This window comes from Colwellia asteriadis (assembly GCF_039523295.1).
Taxonomy (GTDB): domain Bacteria; phylum Pseudomonadota; class Gammaproteobacteria; order Enterobacterales; family Alteromonadaceae; genus Colwellia; species Colwellia asteriadis.
Window position 1 is genome coordinate 257,252 of the sequence record NZ_BAAAFA010000006.1, and the last position, 22,380, is coordinate 279,631.

Sequence of the window (22,380 nt, forward strand, 5' to 3'; positions counted from 1 at the left end):
AAATTACTTCTCTTTTTTTTGGGTTGGCACGGGATCATCGCCCCCTGCGTTAAGTGGATGACATCTTAATATACGTTTAGCTGCTAACCAACAACCTTTTAATACTCCAAAGCGATTAACTGCTTCAATAGCATAGGTAGAGCAGGTTGGTTGAAACCGACAATTAGAGCCTAATAATGGGCTAATAAAGCGTTGATAGCCTCTTATAATGGTTATTATTAGTTTTTGTGGCGTTGAATTATTTTTCGCCATATTTTTTCTAATTCTTGGTTAATAGCTTTATTGTCAAGCTGATCAATACCAGATTTTACCATAACGACTATATCGATATCAGGTAAATTATGCTGATTAAGGCGAAAGCTTTCTCTGATTTGTCGTTTAATTCTATTTCGTTGCACAGCAAGTTTTACACGTTTTTTAGCAATAGCTAATCCTAAACGATTATTTGCCGTAGAATTATTATCAACAATTGAGGGAGTTTTTTTAGACTTTGTTATTAACAAAGTAAAGTGGCGAGAGCCAAAGCGAGTAGGTTCAGAAAATACCGCTTGAAAATGACCGGGAGTCAACAAACGTGACTCCCGATTAAATTTATAAGTAACCATAGTTAGGCTACCTTATTATCAAGTCTTGAAAACAAGAAGTGATTAAGCACTAAGCTTAGCACGGCCTTTTGCACGGCGACGAGCAATTACAGCACGGCCATTTTTAGTTGCCATGCGAGCACGGAATCCGTGGTTACGCTTACGCTTTAGTACGCTAGGTTGAAATGTTCTTTTCATTACGCTAATCCGTCGGTTGTTGTTGCCCTGGCAAAACAGCCGTTTGAGCACACAGGTCTAAAAAAAGAGGGCGAATATTAAAGCTTGCTTGACTATTTGTCAATCGTTTATACGACCTATTTTAACGATGATCCTCATTTTATTTTAAGGATCTTAGCTATTTTAGTTTATTTGGTACTCTATCCACAGTTTTATCACACTACTGTTTTATTAACTTAATAACTATTCTCATAACAAGGTTAAAAAGTCATCATCACTATTGATTTTTTCTTTGATATTTACAAGCATATTTTTTATTTTAAGTTGTTGTTATATATTAACTTGTTTGTTTTTGTGTTTAATAAATAAAGAAATATCAAAAGTCAATATTGCACTTGTGGATAACTCCATAGATAATAGCGAAGATAATAAAAATATTTGTTTACCTTTGGAGTTCTGGTTGGATCTTTCACCTTGGCAACGTTGCCTATCTGTTTTACAAGAAGAGTTGCCTGCTCAACAATTTAGTATGTGGATCCGCCCATTACAGTGCGTTATTGATGAAAACATCATGACATTATATGCACCTAATCGTTTTGTGCTTGACTGGGTTAGAGACAAATATGTAAATCGTATCAATGAGTTACTTACCATAAACGAAAGTTCTAATCCTTTATTACTTCGTTTTGATGTTGGTAGTAAACCTATAGATCAAAGCAGTGTTGGTGCGAGTAGTAGCCCTGCTAATTATTCAAATAATACTAATGAAGCGCTTTTTGCTCCTAAAGTCACTTCAGAAAAACCTTCAGAGCCTGAAAGTAATATTCCTAAAAAAACCAATGTTCGTGTTAATTATACTTTTGATAACTTTGTTGAAGGTAAATCAAACCAACTTGCGCGTGCTGCTGCTTCTCAAGTGGCCGATAATCCTGGTGCCGCTTATAACCCATTATTTATTTATGGTGGAACGGGCTTAGGTAAAACCCATTTATTACATGCCGTAGGTAATGGAATACTACTCAATAAACCTAATGCTAAAATTGCCTACATGCATTCTGAGCGCTTTGTTCAAGATATGGTGCGTGCGCTACAAAATAATGCGATGGAAAAATTTAAGCAATATTATCGTAGTGTCGATGCATTACTTATTGATGATATTCAATTTTTTGCTGGTAAAGAACGAACTCAAGAAGAGTTTTTTCACACTTTTAATGCCTTATTAGAAGGTAATCAACAAGTGATCCTAACCAGTGATCGTTATCCTAAAGAAATTGACGGTGTTGATGATCGTTTAAAATCTCGCTTTGGCTGGGGCTTAACCTTAGCGATAGAGCCTCCAGAATTAGAAACACGTGTTGCCATTCTTAAGCGTAAAGCGCAAGAAAGCAGTATTAACTTAGCCGATGAAGTCGCCTTCTTTATTGCTAAGCGTTTACGATCAAATGTTCGTGAGCTTGAGGGTGCTTTAAACCGCGTTATTGCAAATGCTAATTTTACTGGTCGTGCTATTACCATAGATTTTGTTAGAGAAGCACTTAGAGATCTTTTAGCGCTACAAGATAAGCTGGTGACTATTGATAATATTCAACGCACTGTTGCTGAATATTATAAAATAAAAGTGGCTGACTTATTATCTAAGCGAAGAAACCGATCTGTTGCTAGACCTAGACAGATAGCAATGGCATTATCTAAAGAATTAACAAACCATAGCTTGCCAGAAATTGGCGATGCTTTTGGCGGTAGAGATCATACTACTGTATTACATGCTTGTCGTAAGGTAAAATCATTGCGAGAAGAGACGCATGATATTAAAGAAGATTATTCAAACTTAATCAGAACGCTTTCGTCATAATAATAAAACTTAATACTTACATAGGTATAAAAATGAAGTTTTCACTTAATAGGGAATTGTTACTAAAACCATTATTATTGGTTTCAGGTGCTGTCGAGCGCAAGAGTACATTACCAATTCTAGGTAATATTCTTTTTGAAGTAAGTGGTCAATCACTTACCTTAACCGCTACAGATTTAGAACTTGAAATGGTGTCATCTGCCATAATTGATAACCAAGGCGAAGATGGAAAAGTAACTATTCCGGCGAGAAAATTGCTTGATATATGTAAGAGCTTACCTGAAAACTCAGAGATAACTTTTTCAGCCAGTGAAGATACTATTAAGTTATCTTCAGGGCGTAGTCGTTACTCTCTTTCAACATTACCAGCGAACGATTTCCCAAATATAGAGCAATGGCAGGGCGATGTTGAATTTAAATTATTCAAATCTGAATTACTTCGCTTAATAGAAAGTACCCATTTCTCAATGGCCAACCAAGATGTTCGTTATTATTTAAATGGTATGTCGATAGAAAGTGAGGGTAATGAAATACGCTCTGTTGCTACAGATGGTCACCGTTTAGCTATTTGTAAAATAAGTAATGATTCGTTAGCGTTGCCAACAAGACAAGTTATTGTACCGCGTAAGGGTATTTTAGAAATTATTAGACTGTTGTCTCCGGTTGAAGAAGAAGTACAAGTATTTTTAGGTTCAAATCATATCCGCATTATTGATCAAGAATTTTCATTTACTAGTAAATTGGTTGATGGCCGTTTTCCTGATTACCGCAGAGTATTACCGCGTAATGGTGACAAAGTTTTTGAAACGAATAAAGACCAGCTAAGACAAGTGTTATCACGCGCATCTATTTTATCTAATGAAAAATTTAAAGGTGTACGTCTTAACTTTAGTCATTCATTACTTAAAATTACTGCGAACAACCCAGAGCAAGAACAGGCTGAAGAAGAAATTGAAATCAACTTCCCATATGATGATTTAGAAATAGGTTTTAATGTTAGCTATGTACTTGATGTACTAAGTGCGATAAAAGATGAAAGTGTTAAATTTACGCTAGCAGATGCTAATAGCAGTGTCATTATTGAAGGCAGCAATTCAGGTGAGGCATTATATGTAGTTATGCCTATGCGCCTGTAATTAGTTTATAGTAGCCATAGCATTAGATGAGTGTAGCTAAATTAATAGTACAAAATTTTCGTAATTTAGCTACCAAGTCAATAAGCCTACACCCAGAATTAAACTTCATTCTAGGAGATAATGGCAGCGGTAAAAGTAGTTTATTAGAAGCTATTTTTTTTATTGGTCATGGCAAGTCATTCAGAACCAGTAAAATAGAACATTTAGCGTGTTACAATGAAGATGTTTTTACCGTAAGTGTTAAGGATAACAATGACTTACAGTTAGGTTTGAGTAAGGATATACGCTTAGGCATAACAAATATTAAGATTAATGGCGACAGACATACGCGATTATCTGATTTAGCTAGTAATATAGCCGTGCAAATCATTACACCTGAAAGCTTTAAGTTATTTTTTGGTGGTCCTAAAGAACGTAGACGTTTTATTGATTTAGGAATGTTTCACGTGAAACAGGACTTCTCTCATCAATGGCGAGAGTTTTCACGGGTACTTAAACAGCGTAATGCGTGTATAAGATCAGGTACAGATAAAGCAATACTGTCTTATTGGTCTACTGTTTTTTGTGAGCTCTCTGTTAAAGTTGCTCATGTGAGACAGACTTATGTAGAGAGCCTTATTGAAGAGTTACGAGTTTGGTTAGCGTTATTATTACCAGAGCTTGTTGATTTAGTTAATGTGCAATATCTACAAGGGTGGCCACAAGCAAAAGAATTATCTGAAATATTAGATAAAAATTTTGAGCGTGAAAAAAGCTATGGTTATAGCTTATATGGTGCACATAAGTTTGATGTTAAATTTCTCTTAGGGAAGCAAGTTATAGATACTCAGCTTTCAAGAGGACAACAAAAGTTGTTTTTACTGGCGTTAACTTTTGCTCAAGCAAAATTAATTTCAAGAGTTAATCGAGTAAAACCAATTTTATTAATTGATGATATTGGCGCAGAGTTAGATGTTAATTCTCGTTTATCATTGGCTAGAGCAATTAATCATTTAGATTGCCAAGTTATAATTACGGCAATAGAGGAAAATGTTTTAGCTCCTTTTATATCGTTATTTGAAGAAAATTCAGGTAGCAATAAAGAGGATAAATATAAAATGTTTCACGTGAAACAGGGTGATGTTGTTGAAAAATAAAATGCATTTTGCAGGTACATTTAGCAAATACCAATTTAGAACTAAAAAGCAATGAGTGAATAGGCTAAAACTATGACAGTAGAAAATGATTATGGCTCGTCCAGTATTAAAGTACTAAAAGGACTTGATGCAGTACGAAAAAGACCAGGCATGTATATTGGTGACACAGATGATGGCACCGGTTTACATCATATGGTTTTTGAAGTACTAGATAACTCAATTGATGAGGCATTAGCTGGTCACTGTAAAGATATAATAGTAACCATTCATCTTGATGGTTCAGTATCTGTTAAAGATGATGGCCGTGGTATTCCAACTGAAATTCATGAAGAAGAAGGTGTTTCAGCAGCAGAAGTTATCATGACAGTATTACATGCTGGTGGTAAATTTGGTGGTGAAGACTCAGGCTATAAAGTTTCAGGTGGTTTACATGGTGTTGGTATTTCTGTTGTAAATGCATTAAGTGAAAAACTGAAACTAAATATCAGACGAGACGGCAAACTATACGAACAGTTTTATAATATGGGTGAACCAGTTTCACCATTAACGGCTGTAGGTGAAAGTGAAAACACCGGAACAGAAGTTCGTTTTTGGCCAAGTAGTGAAACCTTTACTGACGTATTATTTCATTACGATATTTTAGTTAAAAGAATTCGTGAATTATCATTCTTAAACTCAGGTATTTCTATTCGTTTAATTGACCAACGTGAAGAAGGCCGAGAAGATCACTTCCATTATGACGGTGGTATTCAAGCGTTTGTTGATTATTTAAATACCAATAAAACGGCCGTAAATGATGAAATATTCTATTTTGATCTAGCACGTGAAGATGGCATCGTCGTTGAAGTTGCAATGCAGTGGAATGATGGTTTCCAAGAAAATATATTTTGTTTTACTAATAACATCCCGCAAAAGGATGGTGGTACCCATTTAAGTGGCTTTAGAACAGCATTAACTAGAACCTTAAATTCTTATATGACCAAAGAAGGTTTAAATAAGTCTAAAAAAGGTGGTAATACTGAAACTAATGCGACGGGTGATGATGCTCGTGAAGGCTTAACTGCAGTTATTTCAGTTAAAGTTCCAGACCCTAAATTCTCTTCACAAACTAAAGATAAGCTAGTTTCTTCAGAAGTTAAAACAGCTGTTGAGCAAGCAATGGGTGAGAAGTTAGGTGAATACTTATTAGAAAACCCTGCTATTGCTCGTACTATTATTATGAAAATAGTTGATGCAGCAAGAGCACGTGAAGCGGCTCGTAAAGCTCGTGAAATGACTCGTCGTAAAGGTGTTTTAGATATTGCTGGCTTACCAGGTAAGTTAGCTGATTGTCAGGAAAAAGATCCTGCACTTTCTGAAATATATATTGTGGAAGGGGACTCTGCTGGTGGTTCAGCCAAGCAGGGACGAAATCGTAAAAACCAAGCAATATTACCATTGAAAGGTAAAATTCTTAACGTTGAAAAAGCACGTTTTGATAAAATGATATCATCACAAGAGGTTGGTACTTTAATTACCGCGCTAGGTTGTGGTATTGGTCGAGATGAGTATGACCCTGAAAAACTACGTTATCATAGTATTATCATCATGACCGATGCTGATGTCGATGGTTCTCATATTCGTACTCTATTACTGACATTTTTCTATCGCCAAATGCCAGAAATTATGGAACGTGGTCATATCTATATTGCACAGCCACCACTTTATAAAGTTAAAAAAGGTAAGCAAGAGCGTTATATAAAAGACGACGAAGCATTAACTGAATACTTAACTACCTTAGCATTAGATAGTGCATCTATACATGTTAATGAACAAGCTCCTGCTATTTCTGGTGTCGGTTTAGAGCAATTAGTTAAACAGTACCGTGCTACCATGGAAACTATTAAACGTATATCAAGACAAATCCCTGCAGATATTCTTGAGAAAATGGTTTATAGCAATATTATCAATAAAGATGATTTTAATGATAAAGCTAAAGTAGAAGAGTGGACTCATAGTTTGATTTCTCAACTTGAAAACCAAGATGGTAATGGCTCTATTTATACCGTAACTGTTGAACTCGATCCTGAGCGTAATATTTATTACCCTAAATTTAATGTGCGTAAACATGGTATCGATACGCCTTATAGTTGTGGTTATGATTTTATTGAGTCAAAAGAGTTCGTATCAATTCAATCACTGAATGAATCTATAAATGGCTTAATGGAAGATGGCGCGTATGTAAAACGTGGTGAAAAAACTACTCCGGTATCAAGCTTTGAAGACGCATTAGAATGGTTAATGGCAGAGTCAAAACGTGGTCAATATATCCAACGTTATAAAGGGTTAGGTGAGATGAACCCTGAGCAACTTTGGGAAACAACTATGGACCCTGAAACTCGCCGTATGCTACAAGTGACTATTGAAGATGCCATTGCTGCTGATCAGTTATTCACAACACTTATGGGTGATCATGTAGAGCCGCGAAGAAACTTTATTGAAGATAACGCATTACGTGTTTCTAACTTAGATGTTTAATCTAAAATAAATAAAGTTTAATATGCCCGGTCATCGTATCGGGCGTTTTTTTAAGTACAATTTGATAATGTTATCGATTAGATTAAATACTCTAGTAACGCTATAATCGATAACATTCTGTGATGAAAACAACTTTAGATAAAAGTGAATTTAAAAACCATGACAACTTACAACAGTAAAACTTTTCAAGGCCTAATCTTGCAGCTGCAAGACTATTGGTCACGTCAAGGTTGTGTAATAGTACAGCCATTAGACCTAGAAGTAGGGGCTGGTACTTTCCACCCAATGACTTTCTTACGTTCAATTGGACCTGAGCCAATGAGCAGTGCTTATGTACAACCATGTCGTCGTCCTACTGATGGTCGTTATGGTGAAAACCCAAATCGCTTGCAGCACTATTATCAATTTCAAGTAATGCTAAAACCATCACCAAAAAATATCCAAGAGCTTTACCTAAACTCATTAAAAGAGCTAGGTATAGACCCTTTAGTGCATGATATTCGTTTTGTTGAAGATAACTGGGAATCGCCAACATTAGGTGCTTGGGGTTTAGGTTGGGAAATTTGGCTTAACGGCATGGAAATCACGCAGTTTACTTATTTCCAACAGGTAGGTGGTTTAGAGTGTACGCCTGTAACTGGCGAAATTACTTACGGCTTAGAGCGTTTAGCTATGTACATTCAAAATGTAGATAGTATTTATGACTTAGTGTGGACAGACGGCCCATTAGGTACCGTTTATTATCGTGATATTTTCCACCAAAATGAAGTTGAACAATCAACTTATAACTTTGAGCATGCTGATGTTGATGCTTTATTTAAGCAATTTGATCAATGTGAAAAAGACAGCGAAAAATTAATTGAGGCAAACTTACCATTACCGGCATATGAGCAAGTAATGAAAGCCTCTCATGCCTTTAACTTACTTGATGCGCGTCATGCCATTTCCGTAACAGAACGCCAACGTTATATTTTACGTGTACGTACTTTATCTAAAGCTTGTGCGCAGGCTTATTATGCAAAACGTGAAGAACTTGGTTTCCCTTTATGCAAAGACAGCTCAACGAAAGGAGAGAAATAATGACCACAGAAACACTCCTTATTGAACTTGGTACTGAAGAATTACCACCAAAGTCACTTAAAACTTTAGCTACAGCATTTTATGACGGCATTAAAACCCAGTTAGACAGTAGTGACTTGAGCTATAGTGAAATTAAATGGTTTGCTACACCACGTCGATTAGCTGTTCAAGTTATTGATTTGGTTACTAAGCAGCAAGATAAAATCGTAGAAAAACGTGGTCCAGCAGTAAATGTAGCATTTGACGATGCAGGTAATGCCAGTAAAGCGGCACAAGGTTGGGCACGTTCAAACGGTATTACGGTAGAAGAAGCAGAACGTTTAACTACTGATAAAGGCGAGTGGTTGCTTTACCGCGCAACCGTTGCTGGTAAAAGCGTTGAAGAGCTTATTCCTGACATGGTAACAACAGCGCTAAACAAACTACCTATTGCTAAACCAATGCGTTGGGGTAATGAGCGTATTCAATTTATTCGTCCTGTGCATACATTAACTATGCTATTTGGCCGTAATATTATTGCCGGTGAAGCGCTTGGTGTTAGCTCAAGCAATCAATTACAAGGTCATAGATTTCATAGTGAAGGTTTAGTAACACTTGAACATGCTAATGACTATCAAGCGGTATTAAAGTCAGCACACGTAGTTGTCGACTTTGGTGAGCGCCAAGCACAAATTGTTAAACAAATTGAAGCAGCAGCACAAAATATTGGTGCCGTAGCATTAATTGATGAAGAGTTACTTAATGAAGTAACGGCTTTAGTTGAGTGGCCTGTAACATTAGTTGGTACATTTGATGAAGATTTTTTAAATGTACCAGCTGAACCGTTAATTTACTCAATGAAAGATCACCAAAAGTATTTTCCTGTAACGGATAAAGCGGGTGAGCTAGTTAACAAATTTATTTTTGTTGCCAACATTGAATCAAAAGAGCCTAACGCGGTTATCTTTGGTAATGAAAAAGTTATTCGTCCGCGTTTAGCTGATGCAGAGTTTTTCTTTAAAACGGATAAAAAGCAAAGTTTAGAGTCAAGACTAGCCAGCTTAGAATCCGTGCTTTTCCAAAAGCAATTAGGCACACTAAAAGCAAAGTCTGAACGTATAGCATCACTGAGCCAATACATTGCCGAGCAATTAAGTGAAAACTCAGCAGATGCTTACCGAGCAGGTTTGTTGAGTAAAACAGATTTAATGTCTGAAATGGTATTAGAATTCCCACAAGTGCAGGGCACTATGGGTAAGTACTATGCACTACACGATGGTGAAAATAACAACATAGCACAAGCATTAGAAGATCAATATCGCCCACGTTTTGCTGGTGACAGCTTACCAGAAGCTAATATTGGTTGTGCAGTTGCCATTAGTGACAAAATAGACAGCCTTGTTGGTATCTTTGGCATTAATCAGCCACCTAAGGGCGATAAAGACCCATTTGCGCTACGAAGAGCAGCAATTGGTTGTATACGTATCATTATTGAAAAACAGCTTGATTTAGACCTGTTATCGCTTATTAACAAGAGTATCGAACTTTTCGGTGACAAGTTAGTAAACAATAACACGGCTAACGATGTGCTTGACTTCATCATGGGTCGTTTCCGTGCTTTCTATCAAGAGCAAGGTATTAGTGTTGACGTTATTCAAGCTGTACTCGCTAAAAAGCCAAGTGCACCACTTGATTTTGAAAAACGTATCAAAGCGGTAACTTACTTTGGTGAACTTGCTGAAGCAGCAACATTAGCCGCAGCCAATAAACGTGTAGGTAATATCTTAGCGAAATTTGACGGTGAGCTATATCAAGTATTTAATCTTGAATTAGCAAGTGAGCAAGCAGAACGCGATTTAGCAGATGTTTACCAAAAAATAAGTTTAAAAGTAGCGCCATTAATGGCAGATAAAAACTATCAGGCCGCACTAACTGAACTAGCAGCATTAAAAGCACCTATCGATACCTTCTTCGATAATGTTATGGTGATGAGTGATGATGAAGCAGTTAAAATTAACCGCTTAACCTTACTTAACGAAATTAGAAATAGCTTCTTTGCTATTGCCGATATTTCAGTGCTCCAGTAGCATAACCGTTAAATAAACTGAAAAGGTCATGGCAACATGGCCTTTTTTTATGCCTGAAGAAAAGTGAGGAAATAAGCTATCAGATGGTTTATTTGTTGAGCTAGATCAACAACTCAATTAACCAAAGGCGTACAGTGTTTATAGAGCAAAAATAACACGACATAGATGTTAGTGAGGTAACTATGAGCACTGAAGAAATTATTACTACCAAAGCGGTAGCTAAATTACTCAATGAGAAGAAAGCGCAGTTAAGTAAACGCATTAGTGCTATTGAGGCTGATTTTCATAAAGGACGTTCACAAGACTTTTCAGAGCAAGCGACCGAAACAGAAAATGACGATGTTTTAGATGAAATTCATCATGAAGCAAAAGCTGAACTTAAGCTTATTAACGATACACTCAGTAGAATAGAACAGGGACTTTATGGCCAGTGTAGCCAATGCGAAGAGGCAATTAATCCAGATAGGTTAAATGCCATACCTTATACAACAACTTGTATTCACTGTGCGGTATAAGTAAAAACGCGAGTAATAAATTTAAAAAGAACACTGAGAAAATAAAAAGAATGATTAGGAGAAAAACATGACATTAGAAAAACACGATTTACACCACGAGTTTCCAGAGTTTACTGACGAAATTCATCACCTTAAAATGAACGACAATCACTTTGCGCGTTTATTTGCCGAGTATCATGATATTGATCAAGAAGTTCACCGTATCGAGCAGGGTGTTGAAAATACAAGTGATGAATATTTAGAAGGTAAGAAAAAAGAGCGCTTAAACTTAAAAGACAACCTTTTTATTATGCTAAAAAAAGCACAAGTAACGGCATAAATTAGCAAAAATTATATTAACCTTAACTCGGTTATATTAGGCTCGCTAGTGACTACAGTGTCATTAGCGGGCCTTTTTGTTGCCTTGATGTAAGTCGAAAAGAGAAAGGGTAATTTATTTGATAACTCATTGAAATAATGGTAAAAATTGAGTGGTTTTAAGGAGGTATAAACCTAAACATAGGTGTTCTCATGTTAAGGGCGTGTGTCTTTCAACCAGTGAAATTATTAAGAGGTAAGAGTGCCCAATGAAGATTGCCGTATTATCAGACATCCATAGTAATGTTTTTGCTTTAGATGCTGTTATTAAAGACTTAACAAAGCACTCAGTAGATTTAAAAGCAAACCTTGGTGATATTCTATATGGCCCTGTTGCTCCCAAGTTTACTTATGAACTTTTAATGGAACATGATTTTATTACAATTTCAGGTAATCAAGATCGTCAAATATACCAATCTACAGAAGAAGAAATAGAATTAAACCCAACCATGCAGTTCATTTTGAACGACTTAGGCTCTAAGCCATTAGCGTGGATGAAATCACTACCTTTTGATAAACAAGTAAATGAGGATGTTTATTTTTGTCATGGTACTCCTAAAAGTGACTTAATTTATTTATTAGAAGATGTGAGTAAAGGTTATGCTTTACTTCGCTCTGATAGTGAAATTATAGATTTACTTGCAGGTCAAAAGTCTAAGCTAGTATGCTGTGGTCATACTCATACACCTAGATCCGTAAGTTTAAGTACTGGTCAACTTATTGTTAATCCTGGAAGCGTTGGTTTGCAAGCATACACAGACGAAGAGCCAGTGCTTCATTCTATGGAAAATTTTAATCATCATGCGTCATACTCAATAGTTGAGAAAATTGACTCTGAATGGATTGTTCAAAATATTAAAGTTCCTTATGATTACCAGCGTGCTGTAAATGAAAGTAAAAAAAGGAATCGTGAAGATTGGGTTCATTTTTTGTCAACGGGAAGAAGAATATAGTAAATATTTAAACTGAATATTTATAGCTGATTAACTTTACCGCTTAATATGGCGTTATAAGATAAGCCACACAGATCGTGCACCTGATAAGTTTTAAGGTTATTAAATGGAATTGAAAAGCGCTGTAAGGTTTTCTGAATTAGATTGGTTACGGGTGATATTGATTTTTGCCGTATTCCTTCACCATGTCTGTATGCCTTTTAATGGCGATAATTGGCACATTATGAATAACGACTCGAGTAAGCTACTCGATGATATTATGGTGTACTTTGAACAGTTTAGACTACCAATACTGTTTTTCATTTCAGGTGTCGGCTCTGTCATTTTGCTAGCTAAAGTCACGGTAGTGAAATTTATTAAGGATAAATTTTTAAGGTTATTTATTCCTCTTCTGGTTAGCTCTTTAGTAGTGATCCCTCCACAAATTTATATTGAAAATATTGCTGAGATGCAATCATGTTGGCAAGAATACCCAGCACTTGCCTTAAAATTTGAAACTAATCACCTTTGGTTTATAGAGTACCTTTTTGTATTTTTCTTACTTGCTATCCCATTAAATAAACTGTTTAACTCGCCTGTAGGTACATTAATAGTTAATTTTGTACAAACATTAGCAAAACACAACGTAGGTCTGTACCTACTGGTAATATTGTTAATAATCATAAAAGTGTATTTTTCGTTAACGTTTCCAGGTGACGATAACAAGATAGAAAACCTATCTTCTTCAGCTTTCTATTTTTTCTTCTTTATTGCCGGTATGCTTTTTGTCCGCAGTAAGGTTATCTGGCAAGCAATATATGAACAACGATTTTATAATTTAATGTTATTAGTATTTAGTACGGTACTTTTTTACTCGTATTACTATTCTCCTGACTTGAGTGAATATTTGTCATTGAATATGCGCTGGTCTATTTGGTGGCTGGTTTGTTGCTTAGTTGCATGGTCTGCTTTTTTAACTATTTTAGGTTATGCGCAGTCGTACTTTACCCAAACACCGAGATGGTTAAGCCTAAGTAATGAGTTGATTTACCCTTTTTACATTTTTCATCAAACTGTGATTGTGGTGATAGGCTATTACGTTATCGCATGGCAAGCACCAATATTGTTAAAGCTTATTGTTCTTTTTGTTTTGTCGCTTTTAGTCACCAGCGGAATTTGTTGGTTTATGATTAAACCATCAAATACTTTAAGGTTTCTGTTTGGTTTAAAAGCTAAAAATAGTATTGTGTAAGTGGCTTATAATAAGCGACTTACACAGAGTTTTTTAACCGCTTACACTACAGGTACAGGCTTTGAAAGAAGCGTTCTTTTTTAGGTAAGTAGTAATTGTCGTAATCAACAGAAAAAGCAATTGCGGTGGCTTTACCTTTTAATTCTTCTCGCGGTACAAAACCATAAACACGTGAGTCTGCACTATGTCTGCGATTGTCACCCAGTACTAAATAATGCCCTTGAGGAACAATAACTGGGCCAAAACTACTTAATTGGTTGCTAGCATTATTATCAATTTTAATTTGATGTGTTATATCCACTAAATTTTCATTAAGTAACGTTACCGCGTTTTGAGTATGATTGTTTTGTGAACTATTGCTGTCTAAATTATTGTTTTGAGTACTTCGCTGATATGTTTGCGCAATACCGTTGATATACAGCACTTCATTTTTCATGGCGATAGTATCGCCAGGTAAACCAACTACTCGTTTAATTAGTCGCATATTAGCGGCTTTTGACTCAAAAACAATAATCTCACCGTGTTTAGGCTCACCAGTATTTAACAATGACACGTTGCTAAAGGGCAGCCGTAAATCATAAGCCATTTTATTCACGACAATACGATCTCCTTCTTCAATGGTGGGTTGCATTGAGCCCGTAGGTACTGTGTACCAATCAGCAAAAGCACTTCTAAATACAGACATTAATAGAATAAACAAAAATAGTTGTTTATTGTTTTGATAAAACTGACGCAGTGAAAAATTTTTAATAAATCTCATTAATTTAACTCCATTTTATTAACTAACCAGAACTTGAGGTAAAAGTCGGTGACTTGTGATGTATTAATTATGGCAGTGATTAAAATGGAAAGTTCCGTCAGTACATATTCACTTACAAATTGCAGAATATATTATGTAGTAAATATCAGTATTGCTTAGGGGCTATTGACCTTTCGCGGTTAAATTTTGTTCGAGATAAAAGCGTTTTAATCACGGCGGACAGTGTGTTGCCTAGTCATTCTAAGCAAATACTGTTCAACAAAGAGTAAAACGCTTTTAGCCGAATCCTTCGGACAGCGTTTGTTGGTCATTTTTACTGCGTTATCACCTTTTTAGGTAACGCTACATGGATGTAGTTTATTAGACAATGCAGGAGCTTATTGTCCTGAATAACTACATTACAAAGGCTCTGCCTTGTATAAATGCCTAACAAAAAGCTGCAAAAATAATCTCGAAAGATCAACAGCCCCTGGGTTAGTTTTTCTTTATTACGTATAAATAAGGTAAGGTTTCAACTTGTTTAGCAACAAGTTCATGTTCCATAAAAAGACAAAAGCTTGGAATATCACGTGTGGTTGAAGGGTCATCACATTGTACTAATAAGGTTTCACCACTGGCGATTTTTCTAATGTGCATACGAACCATCATTACGGGCTCAGGGCAACGTAAGCCAAGGGCGTCTAAAACATGGTCGGTATTTTCAAAAATTGCAGCAGACATAGAAATAAAAAGAGTAAAGTAAATAAGTGATAGTGTTAATTATACCTAAATTATTTTTAAATTATCGCTAAAAGCAGTTGGGTAATACTACTATTCACTATAGATTAGTTAAGCAAATCGCTATACTCAGTAGGCTAGTGAATTTAATTAAGTAGCGAGAGTTAATCAAAGAATGGAGTTTAAGTGAAATTTATTGTGAAAAAACTAGCTTGGCAAGGGGTTTTAGTAAGTTGTTTACTAAGCTCAGCTGTCGCTCAAGCCAGTGAGCAGTTAAAAATATCGACCGACAGGGAACAACAAAAGCTTTTTATTAAAGCAGAAAAGTTAACGTCAAAAAGTAGTAGTCCACAATATAAAAAACTGTATAACCAATTACATTATTACCCGTTACAGCCGTATTTAGATCAAAGACGTTTATTAAATAACATGCGTTTGAGTGATGCTAAAGCCATAGACGATTTTTTAAATAAGTACGAAGGCTCACCATTGGATTGGTCGTTAAGAAAACGTTGGCTGCAATATTTAGCTAAAAAACAACAAGGTGCGCTTTTTTTACAGTTTTTTAAACCAACCTCTAATGCCGAATTAACCTGTCAAAATTACAAATTTTCATTAGCTGCTGGCACGCCTGAAAAAGACATTTTACCCAAAGTTACTAAATTGTGGTTAGTCGGTAAGTCGCAAGACGATGCATGCGACCCCCTATTTGAGCGTTGGCAAGCCGCTGGTTACAGAACCGATGATATTGTTTGGCAACGTATCGCTTTAGCAGCTGATGGCGGTAAGCATACATTATTACCTTATTTAACAGGCCTATTACCTAAACAAGAACAGTACTTGGGTAAGCTATGGCATAAAGTACGACGCGACCCCTCATTAGTTACACGACTTAAAAACTTCCCTAAAAAATCAGCGAAAGAGCAACAAATTTACCTTTACGGTATTAAGCGCTTTATTTGGAAAGATCAAAATAGAGCAATTAACGCTTATCAAAAGGCATTACCGCTATTTAACTTTAGCGAAGCGCAGCAACAACAAGTTATTCAAAAGTTTGCTCTAGCATTAGCTAGTAAAAATCATGAAGCAGCGAGTGAGTGGCTAGCCTTAGTTGATCCACAACGTTTAGATGACAAATTATTTCAATGGCAGTTAACAGATTTACTTAAGCAACAAGACTGGCAACGTGTTGTTGAGGTGCTTAAACAACTGCCCAAAAGTCATCATAGTAATTTACAGTGGCAATATTGGTATGCACGCGCGTTAATTGAAACCGAACAAACCGCTCAAGGTCATACTATGATGAATAGCTTGGCTCAGCAAAGACACTATTATGGTTTTTTAGCCGCGAGTCATGCTAAGGCGTCGGTAAATTTACAAAATAAGCCGTTAGCTATTACGAAAGAAGAAAAGCTTAAGGTGATAAATTATCCCGCAGCTAAACGTGCGTTTGAGTTTTTTCACTTAAAACGCTACCACCAAGCTCGTCGAGAATGGAATTTTTGGCTTGCTAAGTTAACCGATAGAGAAAAGTTAGTTGCCGCCAAAGTTGCCAATGAAAATCAATGGTTTGATCGCGCAATATTCACTTTATCTAGAGTAGGCTATATGGATGATGTCGCTTTGCGATTTCCTAAAGCTTTTGGTGAAGAAATTAGTGAACAAGCCTTAAAGCAAAAAATAAACCCAGCTTGGGCGCAAGCAATTACGCGTAGAGAAAGCTCGTTTATGTCTGATGCACAATCGTCAGTTGGGGCAAGGGGGCTTATGCAATTAATGCCGGGTACCGCGAAGCAGCTTAAGCGGGGTAGTGTTAGTCGCAAGTACTTATTTAATGCCGAAAATAATATTAAATTAGGGACTAAATATTTACGTATTTTATTAGAACAGAATAAAGGTAATCATATTTTAGCAACGGCTGCATATAACGCCGGCCCATATCGCGTGAAGCGTTGGTTAGCTAATAGTGAACCATTACCAGCTGATATTTGGATTGAAGCAATTCCCTTTCACGAAACACGTAATTATGTGAAAAGTGTATTGGCTTATCAGGAAATATACCAACATAAACCCGGTCAGATCAGTTTGATTTTTGATGAGGTCATTAATATGAGTATTGGAGATTAAAAAGCTAGGTAGAGTTGAGGGTTATTATCGCAAAGTTTTATGCACAAAATAGTTATTCTCTCGCTTACTGTAACCAGCAGAAATGGCGAGAGTTTATTGGTATATGCTATGATATGGCAAATATCTTAAGACTAGATTCTTGGAGACTACGTTAAATGACAACATTACACGCTAACCTAGCGACTCATTACCCAGCTCATATTGCGCAATTACAAAAAACCAGTAAAGCCGCATTAACTCGTGAAAATTTAGAAGGAGTAGTTATTCATTCAGGCCAAGAAATTAAAGCGTTTCTTGATGATAATAGCTACCCATTTAGAGTGAACCCACATTTTAAATATTGGCTACCGTTATTAGATATTCCTAACTCTTGGTTAATTATTAATGGTGAAGACAAGCCAACACTTATTTATTACCAACCAGTTGATTTTTGGCATAAAGTAACGCCATTAACCGATGATTATTGGAATGAATTTTTTACCATTAAAATACTCACCAAAGCGAGTGAAGTAGATAAGCTATTACCTTACGATAAAAAAGGTTTTGCTTATATTGGTAGTCATATTGAAGTTGCTAAAGCGCTCGGTTTTGAAACGATTAACCCAGAGCCACTTTTAAACTTTTTTCATTACCATAGAGCATACAAAAGCAGTTATGAGCACGAGTGTTTACGTCAGTCTAATATATTAGCGGTAACCGCGCATAAAGCAGCACGCGATGCTTTTTTACAAGGTAAAAGTGAGTTTGAAATTCAACAGGCTTATTTAACTTCTATCGGTTATAGCACTAATGATACGCCATACGGCAACATAGTTGCGTTAAATGAAAACTGTTCTATTTTGCACTATATGACTTTAGATAAAGTTGCACCGCCAGCCCATCGTTCTTTTTTAATTGATGCGGGTGCTAACTTTAATGGCTATGCCGCTGACATTACACGTACGTATTCATTCAAACAAGACCAGTTTGCTGAATTAATTGCTCGCATGGATAAGCTGATGCTCAATGCTGTTGACGGCTTAAAGCCTGGCGTTAGCTATGCTGATTTACATGTAGATACTCACCGTGCTATTGGCGGTGTATTAAATGAGTTTGGCTTAATTAATGTTGATGCAAATACTGCGGTAGAGTCGGGTATTATTTCTACCTTCTTCCCGCATGGTTTAGGGCATCACTTAGGCTTACAAGTACATGATGTTGGTGGTTTTATGGCTGATGAACGAGGCACTCACGTGAGCAGCCCTGAAGCACATCCATTTTTAAGAACATCACGTGTTATTGAAAGTGGTCAAGTGTTTACCATTGAACCCGGTTTATACTTTATAGACTCATTGCTAGGGGATTTAAAAGCCTCTAAAAATTCTGATCAAATTAACTGGCAAAAAGTTGATGAAATGCGTCCATTCGGTGGTATTCGCATTGAAGATAATATTATTGTGCATCAATCGCATAATGAAAATATGACCCGAGATTTAGATCTTAACTAATCTTATACAATTCAAAGTATTAATTATCGAGTATGGGTTTTGTTTAAAGTAAACTGAGCCCATACGTTTATTGAATAAGGTCTATTTTTTATTGTGACCAAGTCCTACCTTATTGCGACTAATGATGTTGAAGACGAACTCATTGTTAGTCGCAGTCGTTTTATTTGTTATTTACGTCCTTGTACTTCCATAGCCCAAGCAAAGTCTATGCTTAAAGAGCTACAGCAGTTACACCCACAAGCTAGTCATCATTGTCATGCCTTTTTAACCAAAGCCGCGGATAATAGCCAAGGTTATGGCTTTTCAGATGACGGCGAACCTAGCGGTACCGCGGGAAAACCTATGCTATCTGTGCTACAAGGTGGTGGTATAGGCGAAGTTTGTGCGGTTGTTGTGCGTTATTTTGGCGGCACTAAACTGGGAACCGGTGGTTTACAGCGTGCTTATGGCGGCAGTGTTCGACAAGCGTTAACTTTTTTGCAGTCAAAAATAAAAATAGCCATGGTGCATAAAACCTTAGCATGTCAATATAGTCAGGTTGATGATGTTTTGCATGTACTAAAGCAGTTTAACGGAGAAGTATTAGCTCAAGATTATCAGCAGCAAGTATTTTTTCGTTTAGCGATCCCAGCAGATAATTTATTATTAATGCAAACTCAGTTACAAACTATGTCAGTCGGGCAGTTAGTGCTTATATCGGAAAATAACACGATAACCTAACCCTATAACAACATTACATAAAAAGAATATAAATCAGTGCAATATAAAAATATTATTCGAATTATTGGTTTACTGGTTGCACTGTTAAGTGTCACCATGTTACCGCCAGCATTAATTTCGTTAGTGTATCGTGATGGCGGCGGTGTACCTTTTTTAATGGCATTTTTAGGTTGTATTTTTACAGGGTTCTTAGCTTGGTACCCTAATCGTCATGAAAAAACAGATTTACGGGCTCGAGAAGGGTTTTTAATCGTTGTTTTATTTTGGATAGTATTAGCAAGCTTTTCAGCTATTCCGCTCATTCTGCTCGAGCAACCAAGTTTATCTACCACTGATGCATTTTTTGAGTCATTCTCAGGGTTAACTACAACCGGTGCTACCGTTTTACAAAATATAGAAGGCTTACCTCATGCGGTACTTTGGTATCGCCAGCAATTACAATGGCTCGGTGGTATGGGTATTATTGTTTTAGCTGTTGCGGTATTACCTATGTTAGGTATTGGTGGTATGCAGCTCTATAGAGCCGAAACCCCTGGGCCAGTTAAAGACTCAAAAATGACGCCACGTATAGCCGATACCGCAAAACATTTATGGTATATCTATTTAGGGTTGACCGTTGCTTGTGCCGTTGCATATTGGCTGGCAGGTATGTCGATTTTTGATGCGGTGTGTCATTCCTTTTCAACCGTAGCTATTGGTGGCTTTTCAACTTATGACGCTAGCATGGGTTACTTTAACAGTCCTGTAATCAATTTGGTTTGTGTGTTTTTCTTGATTATTGCAGGTATTAATTTCGCACTACATTATGCGGCAGTGCAAAGTCGCTCCTTAAAAAGTTATATATATGATCCTGAATTTAAAGTATTTATTGCTATTCAGGTAATTCTGACCCTGATTTGTTTTATTGTATTAATGAGTGCTGGTGTTTATCAAGATGCCGATCAAGCGTTAGACCAAGCATTATTCCAAGCAGTTTCTATTAGCACTACCGCAGGCTTTACCACAACATCTTTTGCAGACTGGCCAACGCTGTTACCTATGCTACTTATTTTTGCTAGCTTTATTGGTGGTTGTGCGGGGAGTACTGGTGGTGGTATGAAAGTGGTGCGTGTTACTTTGCTTTATCTTCAAGGGTTACGAGAGCTGAACAAGCTAGTACACCCTAAAGCTATTTTTAGTATTAAGTTAGGTCGTAAAGTATTACCTGATCGCGTTGTTGAAGCTGTTTGGGGTTTTTTCTCTGCCTACGCAGCGGTATTTGTTATATGTATGTTATTACTATTAGCCGCTGGTATGGACGATATAACCGCCTTTACAGCGGTTGCTGCGTGTATTAATAATTTAGGTCCAGGCTTAGGTGAGGTTGCTGCTAATTTCGCGAGTATTAATGATATGAGTAAGTGGGTATTGATTGTTGCTATGTTGTTTGGTCGTTTAGAGATATTTACTTTATTAGTACTCTTCACGCCGGCATTTTGGAAGGCTTAATAGCCTTTTATAAACATGTATATACAATACACCTTGTTGTATATACATGTTTGGTAAGTATTTAAAATAATTAAAAATAAATAACGCTAACTTGAAATAGTTTTTCAACATCGCTGATGTATTTTTTATTCACTAAGAATAAAATAACATGATCTTCTTCGTGAATAAGCGTATTAGAGTGGGCAATAAGTACTTCATTACCACGTACAATTGCGCCTATAGTTGTACCTGGTGGTAACTTAATTGATTTAACCGCACGCCCGACAACTTTAGAAGATTTTTCATCACCTTTGGCGACAATTTCAATCGCCTCAGCAGCCCCACCACGCAAACTATACACATTATCAATGGTACCGCGCCTTACATGGGTTAATAGTGCTGAAATAGTTGCTTGCTGAGGTGATATTGCAATATCAATAGTACTACCGTGCACTAAATCAATATAAGCATCACGCTGAATTAATACCATGGTTTTACGTACGCCTAAGCGTTTTGCTAGCAATGACGACATAATATTTGCTTCATCATCATTGGTTACGGCAATAAAAACATCAAACTGGTCGATATTTTCTTCAGTCAATAGTTCTTGATCAGAAGAGTCTCCTTGAAAAACTAAGGTATCATTAAGTTCTGAAGTTAACTCTTCAGCCCGTTGAGCCGAGCGTTCAATCAGTTTAACTTGATGGTTTTTCTCTAATATACGCGCTAAACCTGCGCCGATATTACCACCGCCCGCAATCATAATGCGTTTGTAAGCAGATTCGAGTTTTTGTAACTCATTCATTACCGCGCGAATATGCACACTGGCTGCAATAAAAAATACTTCATCATCAGCTTCAATAACCGTAGTACCTAATGGTCTTATCGGTTTACCGTTACGATAAATGGCCGCAACACGAGTATCCACATTAGGAATATGATCGCGCAAGGTTGATAGAGCATGGCCAACTAATAAACCACCATAGTAGGCTTTAACTGCGACTAAGCTGACTTTTCCGTCTGCAAACTCGAGTACTTGCAATGCGCCAGGGTAGTCAATTAAACGAGCGATATCACGGGTTACAAGCTCTTCGGGAGCAATAACATGATCTACCGGAACATGCTTTTTGTGAAACAGTTGCTCTGAATACTTTAAAATTTGATTGGAGCGAATACGAGCGATTTTTTTATGGGTATTAAAAAGCGAAGAGCATATTTGGCAGGTGATCATATTAGTAGCGTCATCACTAGTTACGGCAATAACCATATCTGCATCTTCAGCGCCGGCATTTTTTAAAACTTCAGGATAGCAGCCTTGACCAACGACTACTTTTAAATCCATTTTATCCTGTAACTCACGTAATTTTTCACCGTTAATATCAACAACGGAAATCTCATTGTTTTCGCCAACAAGGTTTGCCGCTAAGGTTCCTCCAACTTGTCCAGCACCTACTATAATTATTTTCATGTGCTATATAACTCTCACTCGTTATTATTT

20 protein-coding genes and 1 pseudogene are annotated in these 22,380 nt (G+C 36.7%); 15 read left to right on the top strand and 6 right to left on the bottom strand.

The features are described from left to right. Window positions 1-3: 3 nt before the first annotated feature. The 3 genes from yidD to rpmH are packed head-to-tail and all read right to left on the bottom strand — an operon-like array spanning window position 4 to window position 782. Window positions 4-252, bottom strand: coding sequence for a membrane protein insertion efficiency factor YidD (gene yidD, locus ABD005_RS10490; RefSeq protein WP_215981315.1), 249 nt, complete (start codon window positions 250-252; stop codon window positions 4-6). Beyond that, a complete protein-coding gene (gene rnpA / locus ABD005_RS10495; protein ID WP_215981316.1) occupies window positions 219-605 on the bottom strand; it encodes a ribonuclease P protein component in 387 nt (128 codons plus the stop codon). Before rnpA ends, yidD begins: the two co-directional genes overlap by 34 nt. Before the next feature lie 42 nt (window positions 606-647). Continuing rightward, window positions 648-782 (bottom strand): 50S ribosomal protein L34, encoded by a 135-nt coding sequence (rpmH, locus tag ABD005_RS10500; RefSeq protein ID WP_068547039.1) that lies wholly within the window; start codon window positions 780-782, stop codon window positions 648-650. Between the two features lie 439 nt (window positions 783-1,221). Between rpmH and dnaA the strand changes: the two genes are divergently transcribed. The 10 genes from dnaA (at window position 1,222) to ABD005_RS10550 (ending at window position 13,604) form a co-directional block, all read left to right on the top strand. Continuing rightward, window positions 1,222-2,613: a chromosomal replication initiator protein DnaA gene (gene dnaA / locus ABD005_RS10505; protein WP_215981317.1), complete on the top strand. Its 1,392-nt coding sequence runs from the start codon at window positions 1,222-1,224 to the stop codon at window positions 2,611-2,613. A 32-nt stretch (window positions 2,614-2,645) separates the two neighbouring features. Then, on the top strand, window positions 2,646-3,749 hold the full coding sequence (gene dnaN, locus ABD005_RS10510; protein ID WP_215981318.1) for a DNA polymerase III subunit beta: 1,104 nt from the start codon (window positions 2,646-2,648) through the stop codon (window positions 3,747-3,749). A gap of 26 nt (window positions 3,750-3,775) precedes the next feature. Beyond that, window positions 3,776-4,885 (top strand): DNA replication/repair protein RecF, encoded by a 1,110-nt coding sequence (recF, locus tag ABD005_RS10515; RefSeq protein WP_343817366.1) that lies wholly within the window; start codon window positions 3,776-3,778, stop codon window positions 4,883-4,885. 72 nt (window positions 4,886-4,957) lie between these two features. Further along, window positions 4,958-7,402: a DNA topoisomerase (ATP-hydrolyzing) subunit B gene (gene gyrB, locus ABD005_RS10520; RefSeq protein WP_343817367.1), complete on the top strand. Its 2,445-nt coding sequence runs from the start codon at window positions 4,958-4,960 to the stop codon at window positions 7,400-7,402. A 159-nt stretch (window positions 7,403-7,561) separates the two neighbouring features. Then, window positions 7,562-8,482: a glycine--tRNA ligase subunit alpha gene (gene glyQ, locus ABD005_RS10525; RefSeq protein WP_215981321.1), complete on the top strand. Its 921-nt coding sequence runs from the start codon at window positions 7,562-7,564 to the stop codon at window positions 8,480-8,482. Then, entirely contained in the window at window positions 8,482-10,548 is a 2,067-nt protein-coding gene (glyS, locus tag ABD005_RS10530) for a glycine--tRNA ligase subunit beta (protein ID WP_215981322.1), read from the top strand. The genes glyQ and glyS overlap by 1 nt, the downstream gene beginning before the upstream one ends. A 182-nt stretch (window positions 10,549-10,730) precedes the next feature. Next, window positions 10,731-11,063: a TraR/DksA family transcriptional regulator gene (locus ABD005_RS10535; protein WP_215981323.1), complete on the top strand. Its 333-nt coding sequence runs from the start codon at window positions 10,731-10,733 to the stop codon at window positions 11,061-11,063. A gap of 67 nt (window positions 11,064-11,130) precedes the next feature. Then, window positions 11,131-11,382, top strand: a complete 252-nt coding sequence (locus ABD005_RS10540; protein WP_215981324.1) for an HP1242/YdcH family protein — start codon at window positions 11,131-11,133, stop codon at window positions 11,380-11,382. A 247-nt stretch (window positions 11,383-11,629) separates the two neighbouring features. Next, on the top strand, window positions 11,630-12,373 hold the full coding sequence (locus ABD005_RS10545) for a metallophosphoesterase family protein (RefSeq protein ID WP_343817368.1): 744 nt from the start codon (window positions 11,630-11,632) through the stop codon (window positions 12,371-12,373). Between the two features lie 106 nt (window positions 12,374-12,479). After that, window positions 12,480-13,604: an acyltransferase family protein gene (locus ABD005_RS10550; RefSeq protein WP_215981326.1), complete on the top strand. Its 1,125-nt coding sequence runs from the start codon at window positions 12,480-12,482 to the stop codon at window positions 13,602-13,604. Window positions 13,605-13,650: 46 nt separating this feature from the next. Here the strand turns inward: ABD005_RS10550 and lepB are convergent, their stop codons facing one another. Then, window positions 13,651-14,364 carry a signal peptidase I gene (gene lepB, locus ABD005_RS10555; RefSeq protein ID WP_215981327.1) on the bottom strand — a complete coding sequence of 238 codons (714 nt, stop codon included), beginning with the start codon at window positions 14,362-14,364 and terminating at the stop codon, window positions 13,651-13,653. A gap of 222 nt (window positions 14,365-14,586) precedes the next feature. Here lepB and ABD005_RS10560 point away from each other — a divergent pair. Beyond that, a pseudogene (locus ABD005_RS10560) lies at window positions 14,587-14,862 on the top strand (hypothetical protein). On the opposite strand, the gene tusA reads toward ABD005_RS10560, so the two are convergent. Beyond that, window positions 14,839-15,084 (bottom strand): sulfurtransferase TusA, encoded by a 246-nt coding sequence (gene tusA / locus ABD005_RS10565; protein ID WP_343817369.1) that lies wholly within the window; start codon window positions 15,082-15,084, stop codon window positions 14,839-14,841. The pseudogene ABD005_RS10560 and the gene tusA sit on opposite strands and share 24 nt — an antisense overlap. Before the next feature lie 183 nt (window positions 15,085-15,267). Between tusA and ABD005_RS10570 the strand changes: the two genes are divergently transcribed. From ABD005_RS10570 to ABD005_RS10585, 4 genes are all read left to right on the top strand, one after another. After that, entirely contained in the window at window positions 15,268-17,208 is a 1,941-nt protein-coding gene (locus ABD005_RS10570; RefSeq protein ID WP_215981239.1) for a transglycosylase SLT domain-containing protein, read from the top strand. A gap of 155 nt (window positions 17,209-17,363) precedes the next feature. After that, entirely contained in the window at window positions 17,364-18,695 is a 1,332-nt protein-coding gene (pepQ, locus tag ABD005_RS10575) for a Xaa-Pro dipeptidase (RefSeq protein WP_343817370.1), read from the top strand. A gap of 93 nt (window positions 18,696-18,788) precedes the next feature. Then, window positions 18,789-19,415: a YigZ family protein gene (locus ABD005_RS10580; protein WP_343817371.1), complete on the top strand. Its 627-nt coding sequence runs from the start codon at window positions 18,789-18,791 to the stop codon at window positions 19,413-19,415. Between the two features lie 36 nt (window positions 19,416-19,451). After that, entirely contained in the window at window positions 19,452-20,903 is a 1,452-nt protein-coding gene (locus ABD005_RS10585) for a TrkH family potassium uptake protein (RefSeq protein ID WP_215981242.1), read from the top strand. Between the two features lie 70 nt (window positions 20,904-20,973). Here ABD005_RS10585 and trkA read toward each other — a convergent pair whose 3' ends face one another. Further along, a complete protein-coding gene (trkA, locus tag ABD005_RS10590) occupies window positions 20,974-22,350 on the bottom strand; it encodes a Trk system potassium transporter TrkA (RefSeq protein WP_215981243.1) in 1,377 nt (458 codons plus the stop codon). Between the last annotated feature and the right edge of the window lie 30 nt (window positions 22,351-22,380).

Coding starts and splice junctions, on each gene's coding strand:
- yidD (WP_215981315.1), bottom strand. CDS start 252: ATGGCGAAAAATAATTCAACGCCACAAAAACTAATAATAACCATTATA.
- rnpA (WP_215981316.1), bottom strand. CDS start 605: ATGGTTACTTATAAATTTAATCGGGAGTCACGTTTGTTGACTCCCGGT.
- rpmH (WP_068547039.1), bottom strand. CDS start 782: ATGAAAAGAACATTTCAACCTAGCGTACTAAAGCGTAAGCGTAACCAC.
- dnaN (WP_215981318.1), top strand. CDS start 2,646: ATGAAGTTTTCACTTAATAGGGAATTGTTACTAAAACCATTATTATTG.
- recF (WP_343817366.1), top strand. CDS start 3,776: ATGAGTGTAGCTAAATTAATAGTACAAAATTTTCGTAATTTAGCTACC.
- gyrB (WP_343817367.1), top strand. CDS start 4,958: ATGACAGTAGAAAATGATTATGGCTCGTCCAGTATTAAAGTACTAAAA.
- glyQ (WP_215981321.1), top strand. CDS start 7,562: ATGACAACTTACAACAGTAAAACTTTTCAAGGCCTAATCTTGCAGCTG.
- glyS (WP_215981322.1), top strand. CDS start 8,482: ATGACCACAGAAACACTCCTTATTGAACTTGGTACTGAAGAATTACCA.
- ABD005_RS10535 (WP_215981323.1), top strand. CDS start 10,731: ATGAGCACTGAAGAAATTATTACTACCAAAGCGGTAGCTAAATTACTC.
- ABD005_RS10540 (WP_215981324.1), top strand. CDS start 11,131: ATGACATTAGAAAAACACGATTTACACCACGAGTTTCCAGAGTTTACT.
- ABD005_RS10545 (WP_343817368.1), top strand. CDS start 11,630: ATGAAGATTGCCGTATTATCAGACATCCATAGTAATGTTTTTGCTTTA.
- ABD005_RS10550 (WP_215981326.1), top strand. CDS start 12,480: ATGGAATTGAAAAGCGCTGTAAGGTTTTCTGAATTAGATTGGTTACGG.
- lepB (WP_215981327.1), bottom strand. CDS start 14,364: ATGAGATTTATTAAAAATTTTTCACTGCGTCAGTTTTATCAAAACAAT.
- tusA (WP_343817369.1), bottom strand. CDS start 15,084: ATGTCTGCTGCAATTTTTGAAAATACCGACCATGTTTTAGACGCCCTT.
- pepQ (WP_343817370.1), top strand. CDS start 17,364: ATGACAACATTACACGCTAACCTAGCGACTCATTACCCAGCTCATATT.
- trkA (WP_215981243.1), bottom strand. CDS start 22,350: ATGAAAATAATTATAGTAGGTGCTGGACAAGTTGGAGGAACCTTAGCG.